This window comes from uncultured Roseobacter sp., from assembly GCF_947495025.1.
Classification (GTDB): Bacteria; Pseudomonadota; Alphaproteobacteria; order Rhodobacterales; family Rhodobacteraceae; genus Roseobacter.
Genome location: NZ_CANLXG010000002.1, coordinates 685,187 through 700,881, shown reverse-complemented (window position 1 = coordinate 700,881; position 15,695 = coordinate 685,187). Strand labels below are relative to the sequence as shown.

At 58.9% G+C, this 15,695-nt stretch carries 14 protein-coding genes; 7 read left to right on the top strand and 7 right to left on the bottom strand.

The genetic code is table 11. The features are described from left to right. The first annotated feature begins 33 nt into the window (after positions 1–33). Positions 34–444, top strand: coding sequence for a hypothetical protein (locus Q0792_RS11620; RefSeq protein ID WP_298840434.1), 411 nt, complete (start codon positions 34–36; stop codon positions 442–444). A gap of 57 nt (positions 445–501) precedes the next feature. Here Q0792_RS11620 and Q0792_RS11615 read toward each other — a convergent pair whose 3' ends face one another. The 6 genes from Q0792_RS11615 to ade all read right to left on the bottom strand — a co-directional run bounded on the left by Q0792_RS11615 (position 502) and on the right by ade (position 8,314). Further along, positions 502–1,833, bottom strand: a complete 1,332-nt coding sequence (locus Q0792_RS11615; protein WP_298840432.1) for an isoprenylcysteine carboxylmethyltransferase family protein — start codon at positions 1,831–1,833, stop codon at positions 502–504. A gap of 470 nt (positions 1,834–2,303) precedes the next feature. Next, complete coding sequence (locus Q0792_RS11610) at positions 2,304–3,326, bottom strand: aspartate-semialdehyde dehydrogenase (RefSeq protein ID WP_298840431.1); 1,023 nt, start codon at positions 3,324–3,326, stop codon at positions 2,304–2,306. A gap of 120 nt (positions 3,327–3,446) precedes the next feature. Continuing rightward, a complete protein-coding gene (locus Q0792_RS11605; protein ID WP_298840429.1) occupies positions 3,447–4,223 on the bottom strand; it encodes an HpcH/HpaI aldolase/citrate lyase family protein in 777 nt (258 codons plus the stop codon). Positions 4,224–4,620: 397 nt separating this feature from the next. Continuing rightward, entirely contained in the window at positions 4,621–4,911 is a 291-nt protein-coding gene (locus Q0792_RS11600; protein WP_259274189.1) for an HU family DNA-binding protein, read from the bottom strand. Between the two features lie 140 nt (positions 4,912–5,051). Beyond that, on the bottom strand, positions 5,052–6,515 hold the full coding sequence (locus Q0792_RS11595) for an AMP nucleosidase (protein ID WP_298840424.1): 1,464 nt from the start codon (positions 6,513–6,515) through the stop codon (positions 5,052–5,054). Continuing rightward, on the bottom strand, positions 6,512–8,314 hold the full coding sequence (gene ade, locus Q0792_RS11590; RefSeq protein ID WP_298840423.1) for an adenine deaminase: 1,803 nt from the start codon (positions 8,312–8,314) through the stop codon (positions 6,512–6,514). Before ade ends, Q0792_RS11595 begins: the two co-directional genes overlap by 4 nt. Positions 8,315–8,364: 50 nt before the next feature. On the opposite strand from ade, the gene Q0792_RS11585 reads away from it, so the two are divergent. Continuing rightward, a complete protein-coding gene (locus Q0792_RS11585) occupies positions 8,365–8,784 on the top strand; it encodes a glyoxalase (RefSeq protein WP_298840422.1) in 420 nt (139 codons plus the stop codon). Here the strand turns inward: Q0792_RS11585 and Q0792_RS11580 are convergent. Further along, positions 8,754–9,644: a LysR substrate-binding domain-containing protein gene (locus Q0792_RS11580; protein ID WP_298840421.1), complete on the bottom strand. Its 891-nt coding sequence runs from the start codon at positions 9,642–9,644 to the stop codon at positions 8,754–8,756. The two genes, Q0792_RS11585 and Q0792_RS11580, sit on opposite strands and share 31 nt — an antisense overlap. A 106-nt stretch (positions 9,645–9,750) precedes the next feature. On the opposite strand from Q0792_RS11580, the gene Q0792_RS11575 reads away from it, so the two are divergent. Genes Q0792_RS11575 through Q0792_RS11555 form a run of 5 tightly spaced genes read left to right on the top strand, consistent with a single transcriptional unit; the run spans position 9,751 to position 15,690 of the window. Next, positions 9,751–10,506, top strand: coding sequence for a class II aldolase and adducin N-terminal domain-containing protein (locus Q0792_RS11575; protein WP_298840419.1), 756 nt, complete (start codon positions 9,751–9,753; stop codon positions 10,504–10,506). Then, positions 10,496–11,488 (top strand): sterol desaturase family protein, encoded by a 993-nt coding sequence (locus Q0792_RS11570; RefSeq protein ID WP_298840417.1) that lies wholly within the window; start codon positions 10,496–10,498, stop codon positions 11,486–11,488. Before Q0792_RS11575 ends, Q0792_RS11570 begins: the two co-directional genes overlap by 11 nt. Continuing rightward, the gene (locus Q0792_RS11565; RefSeq protein WP_298840415.1) at positions 11,485–12,453 is read left to right on the top strand and encodes a sterol desaturase family protein; all 969 of its coding nucleotides are present in this window, start codon (positions 11,485–11,487) and stop codon (positions 12,451–12,453) included. Before Q0792_RS11570 ends, Q0792_RS11565 begins: the two co-directional genes overlap by 4 nt. Further along, positions 12,453–13,613, top strand: a complete 1,161-nt coding sequence (locus Q0792_RS11560) for an acyl-CoA dehydrogenase family protein (protein WP_298840413.1) — start codon at positions 12,453–12,455, stop codon at positions 13,611–13,613. Before Q0792_RS11565 ends, Q0792_RS11560 begins: the two co-directional genes overlap by 1 nt. 55 nt (positions 13,614–13,668) lie before the next feature. Then, complete coding sequence (locus Q0792_RS11555) at positions 13,669–15,690, top strand: acetate--CoA ligase family protein (RefSeq protein WP_298840412.1); 2,022 nt, start codon at positions 13,669–13,671, stop codon at positions 15,688–15,690. Positions 15,691–15,695 lie beyond the last annotated feature (5 nt).

Sequence of the window (15,695 nt, the reverse complement as noted above, 5' to 3'; positions counted from 1 at the left end):
ATTTGTAAACCAGAATTAAGCAAATGTCGCGGTATGAACAAACGTACTGTTACCGTCCAGCTTCCGGCCGACCTTGCTCTCGCAGTTCACGACCTTGCCACCGAGAAAGAGGGCACGGTGGGAAAGATTGTAGAGGATCTGCTGCAGGCGCATATCGTCAACAGAAAGTCGCCCCGCAAAGCCCGTGAAGAGATCAGTGACCGCCTCGTTTTTGCGCTGCAGAAACTGCTGTTTCGCGACATGGCAGAGGCGACCAGCTGGGATGATCTTGACAGACGTCTGCGCGGGCACGGTTACTATCTGAAAGTTGCCTGGGGCGGTCTGTCTCTCCACACTGAGACCAGCGGATACAAGTTGTGCAATGTCCACGATCTCGGCTTTTCCTATGCGACCTTTCTGCGGCGCTTCGGGCCCGGAAAACCAAAAAACCCGCGCGAGACCTGAAATTCTGTTGCACCGGGAAACCATCGCACGTCAGCATCTTCGGTGCGATGTCGCGATTCACACAGCGCGGTAGGGCGCATAGAGCTTTTGGGTTTCTGCATCAGGCTGCGGGTCAGGCCGCCGATAACGCAGGAATGGAAAAATCGCGCGGAGACCGCGCATTGCGCCATGTTTTTCCACCCACATCGCATATTCAACATAGGTCGGGTCTTCTGAAAGATGCCGTTCCTCCGCCTTTGCGCGCAGCAGATAGATGGTATTCAGGCTCAGCATGAGAAGCGTGTTCTGCAACGCGACTTCGTTGCTCTCGGTAGAAAAGAACGGGACGGTCAGCAGCCACCACGATACATTCTTGAAGAAGTAGGATGGGTGCCGGAACCAGCGGAACGGTCCGTTTGTCAGGATACCGCGGTTCGTCAGGTTAGAGAAACGGATGCCAAAGGTGACATTGGCCCAGACCCAGCCAAGTTTGGAGATAATGATGGCCACTCCCCAGACGTAGAACCAGACGCCGGTATTATCAGCGAACATTTCCAGCCAGCCGTTGCCGTCCTTGTGGTCCAGGTATCGTTTACCAATCAGTCCGTAAAAGGGTGCGTAGACACACAGCGTAACGGTCCAGCCCCAGAACAGGTTGTTGGGCGAGCGAATATGCGCGTTGGCCAGGCGGATTGTCAGAAAGTATCCAACAGCGGCAATCGCCAGATCCAGTCCGAGCGTAAAGCGCGAGATATACCGGACGAACATGGGGAAGCTGTCGAAAGCCGACCCAACCGGCTCTCTGATCAGAAACTGTACCGAGTTCGACAGATAGATGAACATCAGCGGGATGAAGAATCCCTTGATGATCCAGTTCAGAAAATGGCGCCTGATGTCCTCTCCGGAAACCTTGTCGCGTTGTCCCATGAACAGTCTGCCAGCGGCATAGTATTCATCCTCGGGTTCTTTCTGCCAACGGTCGATAAGCCAGAAATAAAAAGTGGTTATGAAGACAAAAGCCAGGGCGTAGTCGTGGCAGAATGCCCAGAACGGTTCATAGAATTCACGCGCATACTCAGGGAACAGCCAGTAGGCAAAGGCAAGGCCGGCAATTGTACCCCACATGCCAAACAGTTTGATACAGATGCGTTCCCAGTTGGCCGGGCCCGTGCCACGCAGCGTGAACCCCTGGAGACCGGCAGCTTCCTGCCTGTGTGCCTTCAGAAACACTACTTCGTGCAGCAACATTGGCAAAGCCGTCGCCGCCATAACGATGACTGTCGCATGCACCCGGTCAAATCCGGCATTACTCAGGAAATACAATGCGAGTGCAAAACCGATTACGCCCAGCAGGCCCGTCATCTGGCGGGTGACCGATGGAGGTGGGCCTGATTTTCGTCCGGTCTGCATTTCGTCGGGGCATCCTGAAAAGTGTTTGTGCAGCATTACCAGAAAAAAGAAGCAATTTGATGCGCATTTTAGGGAGAGCGTCTGACTTTTCTGCAGGCTCCGGGCGTGTTTATCCAGAAACTAATCGGGGTAAGTTGTTAAGAATTTGAGTATTTCCGGCAAAACGGAGCGCACGAAGCAGGTACATTCTCCGGATCCGGTGCCCGCGGCACAGATTTTTTGCCACTCCGTTATGTCTCGGAAAAGGGGCAATGCTCCCGGGTTTCGCGCCGCCCTTTTGTCCGGTGACGGTTGGCCCGATGTTACCTTGCAGGATTTCTGTCTTTTGCAGAAGTCGGCCTGTTCAGGATCGCAAAAGGTCCGGGGCCTGCGTGACGCTGCTCTTCGGTGCGTGCATTCCCCGACATCGAACCGAAGAAAGACCCCGCCGCTCCGGAGAGAGCTGCGGGGTCCTCAGAGCAATAGTTCTGTCAGCCTTTTTTCAGTATCTCGCGGCCCAGAAGTTCCGCGATCTGCACTGCGTTCAGGGCAGCGCCCTTGCGCAGGTTGTCCGACACGCACCACAGGTTCAGGCCGTTGTCGATCGTGCTGTCCTGGCGGATGCGGCTGATGAAGGTGGCGAAATCACCAACACATTCGACGGGCGTGACATAGCCGCCATCTTCGCGTTTATCGATCACCATGACGCCGGGCGCCTCACGCAGGATCTCGCGGGCCTCGTCTTCGTCGAGGTGGTCTTCAAACTCGATGTTCACCGCTTCGGAGTGACCGACAAAAACCGGCACGCGCACGCAGGTCGCTGTGACTTTGATCTTCGGGTCGACGATCTTTTTCGTCTCCGCCACCATTTTCCATTCTTCCTTGGTCTCGCCTGAGTCCATGAAGACGTCGATATGCGGGATCACGTTGAACGCAATCTGCTTGGTGAATTTTCTCGCCGGTTTGTCATCGGTCGGGTTGTAGATCGATTTCGTCTGATCCCAGAGTTCGTCGATCCCCTCTTTGCCCGCACCGGACACAGACTGGTACGTGCTGACCACAACACGCCTGATCGTTGCGCGGTCGTGCAGCGGTTTGAGGGCCACCACCATCTGCGCGGTCGAGCAGTTCGGGTTCGCGATGATGTTCTTTTTGGCATAGCCGTGGATCGCCTGAGGGTTCACTTCTGGTACGATCAGCGGCACGTCCGGATCATAGCGATAGAGCGACGAGTTATCGATCACGACACAGCCCGCAGCTGCGGCTTTGGGCGCATATTTCTTTGTGGCCTCAGAGCCTACTGCAAAAAGCGCGATGTCCTGGCCGGTGAAATCAAACGTGTCCAGGTCCTTTGTCTTGAGCGTCGTATCGCCAAAGCTGACTTCCGTGCCGAGCGATTTACGGGACGCAAGTACCGTCAGCTCGTCCACCGGAAAGTGGCGTTCGGAAAGAATATTCAGCATTTCGCGGCCCACATTGCCTGTGGCACCCGCAATAACGACGCGGTAACCCATCTGTTTGACTCCAATATATGTGTGATGGTGCGGGCCTCTTATACCCGCGCGCGCTCAGTGGAAAGGGGACTCTGTGCGGAATGACATGCGTGTGACCTCAGAGCGCAGTCACACAGATGATCAGCTTGCGTGGCTCTTCCACTTTGCAGCCGTTGCTTTTCCCGTGTTCAGGAGAAGCGCAATGTCCATCGCTACGGCGACAAACTGCGCGCCTGCGTCCAGCGAGGACTGAATCATCCCGTCATCGGTCGTCAGTATGCCCGGCGCTTTGCCCGCATCCGAGATCCGTTTCAGGGCGTCCAGGATTGTCGCCACCATGTCAGGATGCATGGTCTGGCCCAGGTAGCCCATACTGGCAGACAAATCCGCAGGTCCGATGAACACGCCATCCACGCCCTCTACAGCCAGGATCTCGTCGAGGTTATCAAGGCCGGTTTTATTTTCGACCTGCACCAGAAGACAGATCTGTTCATCCGCAGTGGGCCCGTAGTTTTCCATCTGACCAAAGTCCGATACGCGGCCCACGGCATAACCGACACCACGGGTGCCGTTCGGCGGGTACCGGCAGGCACGCACGAGCGCGCGCGCCTGATCTGCGGTCTCGACCATAGGGACCAGCACGGACTGGGCACCGACGTCGAGAACCTGCTTGATGATCCAGGTCTCGCCGATGGGCACCCGCACAACCGGATGGCTGGCGCTGCCTTTGAGCGCCACCATCTGGTCCCGGATTGACCGGATGTCATTGGGCGAATGCTCGCCGTCGATCAGAAGCCAGTCAAAACCGGCGCCGCCCATGATTTCGGCGGTATAGCCTTCTGCCATGCTCATCCAGCAGCCGAAAAGTGTGTCACCCTCTGCGAGAGCTTTCTTGAAAGTGTTCAGAGGAGCGGGCATGAGCATTCCTTGGGTTGTTGTCCGGTGCACCCTAATCGGAGCTGGCATGAGATTGCCAGAAAGAATGCCCGGAACGCATTTTCAGCGTCATGCACAGGAACGGTGCCCGGGCCGGACATCCGAAGATAAGTAAATGCGGCCAAACCATGTGGCCAGACATAACAGGCGCTGGCCGCCCCAGTTGTCAGCGCAACCGCCGGTCCGTTGCGTGCAGAAAGAAATCTCCTGAACAGGCTGCCAGATCAGGTGCGTCTGCATCCGCGGCTATATCCCGCCTGTACAAAACGCCACATCAGACTTTGGTGCTGCACCAACCGCGACCAGCGCTGAACGCAGTCTGCAACTGAAAAGGGCCGCCCGAAAGGCGACCCTCTGCATTGCATCGAAAGCGACGGTATCAGCCGTTGACGCTGTCTTTCAGCGCTTTGGCGATGGTCATTTTCACGACCTTGTCTGCCTCTTTCTTGAACTGCTCGCCGGTGGCAGGGTTGCGCACCATGCGCTCGGGGCGCTCGCGGCAGTAGATTTTGCCGACACCCGGCAGCGTTACGGCGCCACCGCCGGACACTTCACGGGTGATCAGGTTGCAGACGGCGTCCAGCGCAGCGCTTGCAGATTTCTTATCGGTGCCCATTTCATCGGCCAGTGCGGCGACGAGCTGGGTTTTCGTCATTGGTTTCGTAGCCATTTTGTTTTTCTCCTTCGCTGCCCGAACAGTTGGGCCTCATGCGGGAAACCTAGCCCTATGTTGTGCGTAAACACAACGATTAGTAGTGAAAATTAACGAAAAACATCGCAATTTTCACCGATTTCCGGGGAATTCCGCCGTCAGAGGAAGGCTGTTTCCTCAAACGAGCGCAATTTCCTGCTGTGGATGCGCTCCAGAGGCATCGTGCGCAGGTGTTCCATCGCGCGGATTCCGATCATCAGATGGCGCGCGACCTGTGTTTTGTAGAAGTCTGAGGCCATACCCGGCAGTTTGAGCTCGCCGTGCAGAGGTTTGTCAGAAACGCACAGAAGCGTGCCATAGGGCACCCTGAAACGATAGCCGTTTGCCGCAATCGTGGCGCTTTCCATATCAAGGGCGACCGCACGCGACTGGCTGAGCCGCTGCACCGGGCCTGACTGATCGCGCAGCTCCCAGTTTCGGTTGTCGATCGTGGCAACAGTGCCGGTGCGCATGATACGTTTCAGCTCGTAGCCCTCAAATGCTGTGACCTGTGCGACGGCCTGTTCCAGCGCAATCTGAATTTCCGCCAGCGCCGGGATCGGCACCCAGACGGGCAGATCGTCGTCAAGCACGTGATCCTCGCGCAGATAGGCATGGGCCAGCACGAAGTCACCAAGTGCCTGACTGTTGCGCAGACCGGCGCAGTGGCCCACCATCAGCCAGGCATGTGGCCGCAACACCGCAATGTGGTCTGTTGCGGTTTTGGCGTTTGAGGGGCCGACGCCGATATTGACAAGTGTAATGCCCGAGCCGTCCGCCCGTTTGAGGTGGTAGGTCGGCATCTGCGGGGTCTTGTCTGCGGTTGCCAGCGTTTCGTCACCGCGTGTGATTGTTGCATTACCAGTCGAGACGAACGCCGTGTACCCGCTGTCAGGATCATCCAGTTGCGCGCGGGCGTAGGCCTCGAATTCGGACACATAAAACTGGTAGTTCGTGAACAGAATGTGGTTCTGAAAGTGGTCAGCGTCGGTTGCTGTGTAATGCGACAAACGGGCGAGTGAGTAATCGACCCTCTGGGCCGTGAACGGCGCCAGCGCGCCCACGCCATCGGTCGGCTGGTAGGTGCCGTTTACGATATCATCGTTGGTGGTCGACAGATCAGGGACGTCAAAGATGTCGCGCAGGGTAAAGTCTGCAGCACCTTCCTGGGGCACTGTGATTGTGGGATCGCTCGCCACGGCAAAGTGCACCGGGATCGGTGTTGTCGACGGGCCGATAATCACCGGCTGGTCGTGATTGCAGATCAGCAGATCGATCTGCTGGATCAGATAGGCCCGGAAGAGATCAGGGCGTGTGATCGTTGCGGCATAGCTGCCGGGTGTCGATACATGGCCAAAGCTGAGGCGTGTGTCGACCTGTGCGTAGCTTGACGTGCTGAAGGCCACCTGCGGATAAAAGGCACGGACCCGAGCGTCGGGCGCGCCGGTGGCCATTGCTTGGACAAAATGACGGCACAGGAATTCTGTGGCCTGTGTGTAGAGTTCCTCGAGACGTGCGACGGCTGCTTTTGCGTCCCGGAATTCTTCAGCGGCCGGTGCCGCCGGGGTCAGTGTATTGGTCATGATACGGGTTCCAGTACCGGAATAAATTCAAAGGTGCGTACATCGACCAGTCCAAGGTCGGAAATGCGCAGTTCAGGAATGACCACAAGGGCCAGCAGCGAATGCTGCATATAAGCGTTGTTCAGGGTGCAGCCACAGTCGCGCATGGCGTCCATCATACGGTCTGCCTTTGCGGCGACCTCGGTGGCAGGGTTGTCAGACATCAGACCGGCAATGGGCAGATCGACAAGAGCCAGCTCTGTGCCGTCTTTATAGATGACGATGCCGCCGCCGACCTCGCCAAGGCGGTTGGCGGCAAGGGCCATATTGTCCGCGTCCGTGCCGACGACAATCATATGATGGCTGTCATGCGCCACGGTCGAGGCCATGGCCATCGGCCCTTCGTATCCAAAGCCCGAGACAAAGGCGTTTGTGACCTGACCCGTGGCGCGGTGGCGTTCCACCAGGGCGATCTGGCAGACCTCGCCAGTGGCCTGAACGCGGCCTTCCGTCACCGGCAGTTCAAATTTCAGCGCGCGGGTCGGGGCCTGGTTTTCGACAACGCCGATCACGTTGGCTGTTACTGCGTTGGCGCCCTTGGGTGCTGAGATTACAAAATCACCTGCGCTCAGGGTCCTGCCCATGTGAACCGTCTGCCGCGCGCGGTCGGGCCAGTCATAGTGCGGGCAATCCACAAGGCATTCACCATTCCTGGCGGCCACCTGACCACGCGCGATGACCACTTCAACGGGCAGGGTTTTCAGATCAGAGGTCAGGATCACATCCGCGCGGCGCCCCGGTGACAGGCTGCCGATCTCGCGTTCCAGCCCGAAATGCGTTGCGGTGTTGATTGTCGCCATCTGCAGGGCGACCACCGGATCACAGCCGCAGTCGATCGCATGTCGTACGACCCGGTTCATATGCCCGTCGTTCACGAGGGTGCCGGAATGGCAGTCATCAGTGCACAGGATCATGTTGCGTGGATCCAGCCCCTTTTCCGTAATTGCGGTGATCTGGCTTTCGACATCATACCAGGCAGAGCCCAGGCGGATCATGCTGCGCATCCCCTGGCGCATTCGGGCGATGGCATCCGCCTCGCAGGTGCCTTCGTGATCGTCTGCCGGTCCTCCGGCCACATACCCTGCAAAAGCCGGCCCGAGGTCAGGGGAGGCATAGTGGCCACCAACTGTTTTCCCGGCACGTTGCGTCGCGGCCATTTCGGCCAGCATTTTGGGATCGGCGTTCGATACTCCGGGAAAATTCATCATTTCCCCCAGACCGATGATGCCGGGCCACGACATTGCTTCGGCCACATCATCGGCCGAGATTTCATAACCGGTCGTTTCCATTCCGGGGGCTGAAGGCGCACAGGACGGCATCTGCGTAAAGATGTTCACAGGTTGCATAAGGGCTTCGTCATGCATCATGCGCACGCCCTCCAGGCCCAGAACATTCGCGATCTCATGGGGATCAGTGAACATGCTGGTCGTGCCATGGGGGATGACGGCGCGGGCAAATTCCGCGGGGGTCAGCATACCACTTTCAATGTGCATATGGCCGTCACAAAGTCCGGGGATCATATAGCGACCGGCTGCGTCGATGATCTGTGTTTCCGGACCTCTGCAGTAATCCGCATCCGGCACAATGCATGCAATTCGGCCAGCCACGATGGCAATATCGTGATTTGGCAGGATTTCGCGCGTATGGACGTTGACCCAGGCACCGCCTTTGATGATCGTGTCCGCGGGGGACCTGCCCGTTGCCACGTTGATCAGATCGGCAGCGGTATCAGGCCAGGAGGGAAAAGGAACATGCGTCATGTCCCTGATTGACACGGGGCAGGGCGATGTTCAAGCGGGGAGCCTGCAGAATGGATTACGAAACGGTCTCGGCTGAAGATTTCGGCAAATCTCTGCGCGGCATCGGACTGAATATCCTGGTACGGGACGTGCGCGCGACCAGCGGATTTCTCGAAGCGGTGTTTGATGTCCGTGTGCACCGGCTGAGTGATGATTTTGCGATCATCACCAGCGGGTCAGACGTCTTTCAGCTGCACAGTGACGGTACCTATGCGTCGAACCCGCTGCTCAGCATCCTGCCCGAGAACCCGCCACGGGGCGCGGGTGTGGAAATCCGTTTCTACGATACGGACCCTGATCAGGCGGCGGGTCGCGCAGAGGCGCTGGGCTTTATGGTTCTGCAGCCGCCAACCGACAAGCCCCACGGTCTGCGCGAATGCTATATTCTGTGCGACGACGGTTATGCCTGGGTGCCCAGCCGACCGCTGTAGAACGCCCCGAGTTCAGAGCGCAGCCAGTCTGTAAACGCCCGGGCGGCGGGCATATCCTGCGCCCGGGGGCTCTGGATAAGGAAATAGGCTTCCTGCATCACGGCGCGGTGGGCGAACGGAACAACAAGGTGGCCCTGCTCGATCAGACCCCGCGCAATGGCGTCATGGCCCAGGGCCAGCCCGCCGCCGCTCATCGCTACGGACAGAGCAACGGAATAGGTGGTTGCATATGTCACTGCCGGATCGGGCCAGGGCAGGTTCTGTTCTTCGGCCCAGACGGTCCATGTGCCCATCATGTTCGAACAGTCATAGAGCGGATGTTGTGCGAGGTCTGGGAGCGTGACGGCATATCCCGGCGCGCAGACCGGATAATAGTGATCTGTCGCCAGCAGTTCGGCATAAACGCGGTCTGAGGGCCGCAGTGAATATCTGATCTCGACATCAGCACCCTCGACACTGTCGCGTGGCTCCCAGAGTTCTGTGGTGATGTTCAGCTGTACGCCAGGGTGCAGCTGGCGAAAGGCAGACAGGCGCGGGGCCAGCCAGTGGATCGCGAACGTCAGATTACACTGTATGTGCAGCACATCGTTTTCGGTGCGCGTCAGGGCACGGGTGCCATGCGCCAGCGTGCGGAAGGCATCGCGCACCACCGGCAGATAGCTGATACCTGTCTGCGTCAGTTCCAGTGCCCGGACCCGGCGATGAAAAAGAGGACGGCCCAGAAATGCCTCCAGCGATTTGATCTGCTGGCTGACCGCGCTTTGCGTCATGTTCAGATCCCGCGCCGCACCCGTAAAACTCAGGTTGCGGGCCGAGGCCTCAAAGGCGCGCAGCCAGTTGAGAGGGGGCAGGTCGGACATTCATAACTCATGCATAAGTTCAACTAATGCATAGCGTGAATTTTTTTCGTTGGTCAAGAAGCCCGGACCCATGCTGAGATATGCGTGTCTGACAGGAGGAACCGGCATGTCCGTCACTGAAATGCGCCCGAACATGGAAAACTGGCAGGAACGTGTGGATCTGGCTGCGGCCTTTCGGTGGACCGTGCGGCTGAATATGCACGAGGCTGTGGCGAACCATTTCAGCCTGGCAATTAATGACGACGGCACAAAGTTCCTGATGAACCCCAATCAGATGCATTTCTCGCGGATCAAAGCCAGTGATCTGATTGTCGTCGATGCCAACGATCCGGAGACCCTCGAAGGGCCGGATGCGCCGGACCCGACCGCCTGGGGTCTGCACGGGGGCCTGCACCGCCATTGTCCGCATGCGCGCTGTGCGATGCACGTGCATTCGCCCTATGCCACCGCGCTTGCCTCTCTCGCAGACAGTCGTCTGCCGCCCGTGGATCAGAATGGTGCGATGTTTTTTGACCGTGTCGTCGTCGACGAGAACTATGGCGGTCTGGCGTTCGAGGAAGAAGGCGAGCGCTGTGCGCAGCTGTTTGATGACCCGAAAAAGAAGGTCATGGTCATGGGCAACCACGGCATCATGATCATCGGCGACACGGTGGCCGAGACGTTCAACCGGATGTTCTATTTCGAACGCGCCTGCCAGACATACATCCTGGCGCTGCAGACCGGCAAACCCCTGCGTGTCCTGCCCGATGAGGTTGCCGAGAAAACCGCGCGGGAGATCGAACAGTACCCCGAGCAGGACATCCGTCATCTGGCAGAGCTCAAGGCGATCCTGGACGAAGAAGGCTCCCCCTATGCCAGCTGATTTCGATGCGGGCGGCGAGGCGGCGCGCTGGCATTACCATCCGGGCAGGGCGGTGGCCAGCAACCCGCTTTTTTCCTGGCCGCCCGAACCGCGTGCGGTTGTGAAATGGTATGCCGCCTACTGGCTGGCGTTATCCACGACGACGGTTACGGTGATCCTGTCTGTCGCGATCTGGTTTGCGCTGCTGCCCGCGCTGGGCGAGATGCAGACATTCGCGCCCGGCTGGATGGTCCGGGTCTGGCTGGCCAACCTGCTGCCGATGCTGATCTGCGCAGGCGGGTTGCACATGTGGCTCTATCACTGGCGTGCGCAGGACAAGCGCACCAAATATGACCCGCGGGATCTGGCGCGGGACAACGGCATCTTTACCTTCCGCAACCAGGTGGCAGACAATGTGTTCTGGTCGCTGGCCAGCGGTGTAACGCAGTGGACGATTGCCCAGTGGCTGGTGTTCTGGGCCATGGCCAACGGCTGGGCGCCGTCCTTTCTGTTTCCGGAAAACCCCGTCTGGTTTGTGCTGATGTTCCCGCTTCTGGTGATCTGGTCCAGCTTTCATTTTTACTGGGTGCACCGCCTGCTGCATGTGCCAGCGCTATATAAAATCGCCCATGCACTGCATCACCGGAACGTCAATGTCGGGCCCTGGTCGGGGATTTCGATGCACCCCGTTGAGCATTTTCTGTTCTACACCAACTTCCTGATTCATCTGGTGGTACCCAGCCATCCGATACACGTGCTCTTTCACGGGTACATGCAGTCGGTTCACCCGGTCTTTTCCCATTCGGGCTTTGACCAACTGGTCGTCCGGGAACGTGAGCGGGCAAAGATGGGTGATTTTTTCCACCAGCTGCACCACCGCTATTTTGAATGCAACTACGGCACTGTAGAAATGCCCTGGGACCGGTGGTTCGGGTCTTTCCATGATGGATCCGAACAGGCTACTGCCGAGACCCGCGCGCGCAAAAAGCAGATGTACACATGAGCGCCCGACAGGAATGGAATTACCGCCCAGATGGCGCGATCGAGGTCTCGCCGCTGTGGCAATGGCCGCCGAAACCGCTGGCTGCGCTGAAATGGTACACGGACAGCTGGTTTTTCCTGACGATCAACATGGCAATCCTGGGCCTCGCCTTTGCGACCTGGCAGGTGGCCAGCCCGACGCTGGAACAGACCGCCCGCCTGGCGCCCGGGTGGATCGCACTGATCTGGGTGCGGAATTTTGTGATCGTCTCGGTCGTGGCCGGGACGCTGCACCTGTGGTTTCACCGCTACGCGGTGCAGGGCGAAAACCTGAAATACGATCCGCGCCCCTTTCCGCGCAAGGGCCGGATGTTCACACTGAACGACCAGGTGAAGGACAACATGATCTGGACGCTGGCTTCGGGCGTGACCGTCTGGTCGCTTCTGGAGGCGCTGATCTGGTGGGGTCTGGCCAACGGGGTCGTGCCATCAACGAGCTTTGCCGCAAACCCGGTCTGGTTTGTCGCCTTTTTCTTTCTGATACCGATCTGGGAGAGTTTTTACTTTTACTGGATTCACCGGCTGCTGCACACGGACCTGTTTTACCGCTTTCATGCGCTGCACCACCGCAACACGGATATCGGGCCCTGGTCCGGGCTGTCGATGCACCCGGTCGAGCATCTGTTCTATTTCGGCACGGTGATCATTCATCTGGTGCTGCCCACACACCCCGTGCATCTGATTTTTCATCTGATGTTTTACGGACTGCTCGCGATCACCTCGCACACCGGGTTCGAGGGGCTGGTGTTCCGGAACAGAAAGCGCATGCATCTGGGAAACTTTCACCACCAGCTGCACCACCGGTACTTTGAGGTGAACTACGGCAATCTGGATGTGCCCTGGGACAAGCTCTTTGGCTCGTTTCACGATGGTACTGACGCAGGTAAAGCGGCCATGAAGGCGCGTCTGCAGGCAAGGAAAAGATAATGCACTACGGGCTTTCTGATGAGCATCAGATGATTGCGGAGACCGTCCGCAGTTTTGTTGAAAACGAGATCTATCCGCATGAGGAACTGGTTGAACGGACCGGTGAAGTGCCTGAAGAGATCGCGCAGGAGATCAGACAAAAGACCATCGACCTGGGGTTTTATGCCTGCAACTTCCCTGAAAGTGTGGGCTGTGCGGGCCTGAACCATCTGGAGTTTGCTATCGTGGAGCGCGAGCTGGGTCGTGGTTCCATGGCGCTGAACCATTTCTTTGGCCGGCCGCAGAATATCCTGATGGCCTGCGAGGGCGACCAGGTGGAGCGCTATCTGCTACCAGCCGTGCGCGGCGAGCGTATGGATGCTCTGGCGATGACAGAGCCCGGGGCAGGATCGGACGTGCGGGGCATGAAATGTGCGGCCGTGCGTGATGGCGGTGACTGGGTTGTGAATGGCACCAAGCATTTCATTTCCGGTGCGGAACATGCCGATTTCATCATTGTATTTATTGCGACCGGCGAGGATCAGACACCAAAGGGACCGAAGAAGCGGATCACCGCCTTTCTGGTCGATCGCGGCACGCCGGGCTTCACGATCCGGGACGGGTATAAATCCGTCAGCCACCGCGGCTACAAAAACATGATCCTTGATTTCGACGACTGCCGCCTGCCGGATGCTCAGGTGCTGGGCGCGGTTGATGGCGGGTTTGAGGTGATGAACACATGGCTCTATGCCACACGCATCACCGTTGCCGCGATGTCGGTGGGCCGGGCGCGGCGCGTGTTTGACTATGCGCTGACCTACGCGGCCGAGCGCGAACAGTTTGGCCAGAAAATCGGAAAATTCCAGGGCGTGAGCTTTCAGCTCGCGGATATGATCACCGAGATTGATGCGGCGGACCTGCTGACGCTGGCCTCTGCAGACCGTCTGGACAAAGACCTGCCGGCGAACCGGGAGATCGCGAGTGCAAAACTCTATGCTTCTGAGATGCTGGCACGGGTCACAGATGCGGCGATCCAGGTGCACGGCGGCATGGGTCTGATGGATGACTATCCGCTGGAGCGGTTCTGGCGCGATGCACGTGTCGAGCGGATCTGGGATGGCACCTCGGAGATACAGCGCCACATCATCAGCCGGGACCTCCTGCGGGCGCTGGGAGCCTGAGCCGTTATGCTTTCGGTGAAGAACTCAGGGGCCAGTAGATGCCGGGGGATTACCCGTGCGCCGTGATCTTTCGCGTTTGTTGCGGCCGCGCTCTGTCGCAGTGATCGGCGGCGGTAACTGGTGCCGTCAGGTTCTGCGCCAGTTGCGTCTCATGGGCTTTGATGGCGATGTCTGGCGCGTTCATCCGCGCCCTGATCCTGTCGAGGGGGTGACCGCCTTCAGCACGGTGGGTGATCTGCCTGCACCCCCGGACGCAGTCTTTGTCGGCGTGAACCGCCACCAGACTGTCGGGGTCATCCGGGAACTGTCCGGAATGGGAGCCAGAGGGGCGGTCTGTTTTGCCTCGGGATTTTCGGAGGCGGGCAATGAAGACACAGAAGCCGGAGGTCTTCAGGCGGAGCTGATCATGGCCGCCGGTGATATGCCCGTCCTCGGACCGAACTGCTACGGGTATATCAATGCGTTCGACGGCGCGCTGCTCTGGCCGGATCAGCATGGATGCCGGCCCTGTGAGAGCGGTGTCGCCATTCTGACCCAAAGCTCGAATATCGCGATTAATCTGACCATGCAGAAACGCGCCTTGCCCCTTGGTATGGTCGTCACCTGTGGGAATATGGCACAGACCTCGCAGGCAGACATCGCCATGGCGCTACTGGACGATCCGCGCGTTACGGCAATTGGCCTGCATATTGAAGGGTTTGGCGATCCGTCGGCCTGGCACAGAGTGGCGCGGCGCGCGTTCGAGCGTGGTGTGCCGCTTGTCGCTCTGAAAGCCGGTGCGTCCGAGCAGGCGCGCCGCGCGACGGTCTCGCATACAGCATCAATGGCCGGAAGCGACGCAGGGGCACAGGCATTGCTGGAATATCTTGGTATTCCGCGTGTCGGGGATCTTCCGACCTTTCTCGAGACACTCAAGGTGCTGCATTCCGCCGGCCCGCTGAAATCGCGCGCGCTGTCCTCGATCAGTTGCTCAGGTGGTGAAGCCAGCCTGATCGCGGACACTGCCGAGGGGTGCGATGTGTATTTCCCGGCATTGTTACCAGATCAGACGACGGCACTGGCAGACGCGCTGGGTCCGATGGTGGCTCTGGCCAACCCGCTGGATTACCACACGTATATCTGGGGGGATGTGGACCGGATGATCGATGCATGGCTGCCGATGGCGGCAGATCACATCGGGCTTCTGGTGATCATCGTGGATTATCCTCATACAGATGCCAGCGACTGGGCGAGCGCGACAGCGGCGGCACTTGCAGTGGGCAAAGCCGGAAAATGCCCTGTTGCCGTGGCGGCCACCCTGCCGGAACTGATGCCGGACGATGTGGCCCTGGAACTGATGGCTGGTGGTGTGGTTCCCCTCTGTGGTCTGTCCGAGGCAGTGCACGCAGCAGAAGCGGCTGCGAGGTGCCGAGCGCCAGAGGCGGATCCGCCGCTGAGCCCGGGCCCTGATCGGGCCGGGCAGATATTGACGGAGGCGGAGGGCAAATCGTTGCTGGCAGAGTATGGCATGCCTGTCCCGCGCTTTGTCAGAGGTACCGAAACTGACAGTCCTGAGAGCCTGGCGGCCAATCTTCTGGCGCCGCTGGTGGTCAAAACCCTGGGTGACGCGCACAAATCAGAAAGCGGTGGTGTGCGTCTGGGGTTGTCGCACTGCGAATTACCGGGTGCTGTGGCGAGCATGGGGATGCCGGCTTACCTGATCGAGGAAATGGTGGGCGACAGTGTCACAGAGCTGCTGATCGGTATCACGCGCGACGCGGCACATGGATTTGTGCTGTCGATAGCCGCCGGTGGTGTCACGGCAGAGCTTTTGCAGGACCGCGTGTCGCTGCTGGTGCCTGCCAGTACTGCACAGATCGGTGATGCACTCCGGCGACTGCGCTGCTGGCCGGTATTGCAGGGCTATCGTGGCAGGCCCGCGGCGGACCTGCCGGCAATTGTTTCCGCCATACTGGCCCTGCAGGAGACCGTGATTGCGCTGGCTGACCGGATCAGCGAAGCTGAGGTCAACCCGCTCATCTGTACGCAGCAGTCGGCAGTGGCTGCTGACGCGCTGGTCGTGCTGGCGCCGGAGTAAACGAA

What these genes read in the sequence shown, in the direction of transcription:
- Q0792_RS11620 (WP_298840434.1), top strand. Translation starts at nt 34, where the DNA reads ATGAACAAACGTACTGTTACCGTCCAGCTTCCGGCCGACCTTGCTCTC.
- Q0792_RS11615 (WP_298840432.1), bottom strand. Translation starts at nt 1,833, where the DNA reads ATGCAGACCGGACGAAAATCAGGCCCACCTCCATCGGTCACCCGCCAG.
- Q0792_RS11610 (WP_298840431.1), bottom strand. Translation starts at nt 3,326, where the DNA reads ATGGGTTACCGCGTCGTTATTGCGGGTGCCACAGGCAATGTGGGCCGC.
- Q0792_RS11605 (WP_298840429.1), bottom strand. Translation starts at nt 4,223, where the DNA reads ATGCCCGCTCCTCTGAACACTTTCAAGAAAGCTCTCGCAGAGGGTGAC.
- Q0792_RS11600 (WP_259274189.1), bottom strand. Translation starts at nt 4,911, where the DNA reads ATGGCTACGAAACCAATGACGAAAACCCAGCTCGTCGCCGCACTGGCC.
- Q0792_RS11595 (WP_298840424.1), bottom strand. Translation starts at nt 6,515, where the DNA reads ATGACCAATACACTGACCCCGGCGGCACCGGCCGCTGAAGAATTCCGG.
- ade (WP_298840423.1), bottom strand. Translation starts at nt 8,314, where the DNA reads ATGACGCATGTTCCTTTTCCCTCCTGGCCTGATACCGCTGCCGATCTG.
- Q0792_RS11585 (WP_298840422.1), top strand. Translation starts at nt 8,365, where the DNA reads ATGGATTACGAAACGGTCTCGGCTGAAGATTTCGGCAAATCTCTGCGC.
- Q0792_RS11580 (WP_298840421.1), bottom strand. Translation starts at nt 9,644, where the DNA reads ATGTCCGACCTGCCCCCTCTCAACTGGCTGCGCGCCTTTGAGGCCTCG.
- Q0792_RS11575 (WP_298840419.1), top strand. Translation starts at nt 9,751, where the DNA reads ATGTCCGTCACTGAAATGCGCCCGAACATGGAAAACTGGCAGGAACGT.
- Q0792_RS11570 (WP_298840417.1), top strand. Translation starts at nt 10,496, where the DNA reads ATGCCAGCTGATTTCGATGCGGGCGGCGAGGCGGCGCGCTGGCATTAC.
- Q0792_RS11565 (WP_298840415.1), top strand. Translation starts at nt 11,485, where the DNA reads ATGAGCGCCCGACAGGAATGGAATTACCGCCCAGATGGCGCGATCGAG.
- Q0792_RS11560 (WP_298840413.1), top strand. Translation starts at nt 12,453, where the DNA reads ATGCACTACGGGCTTTCTGATGAGCATCAGATGATTGCGGAGACCGTC.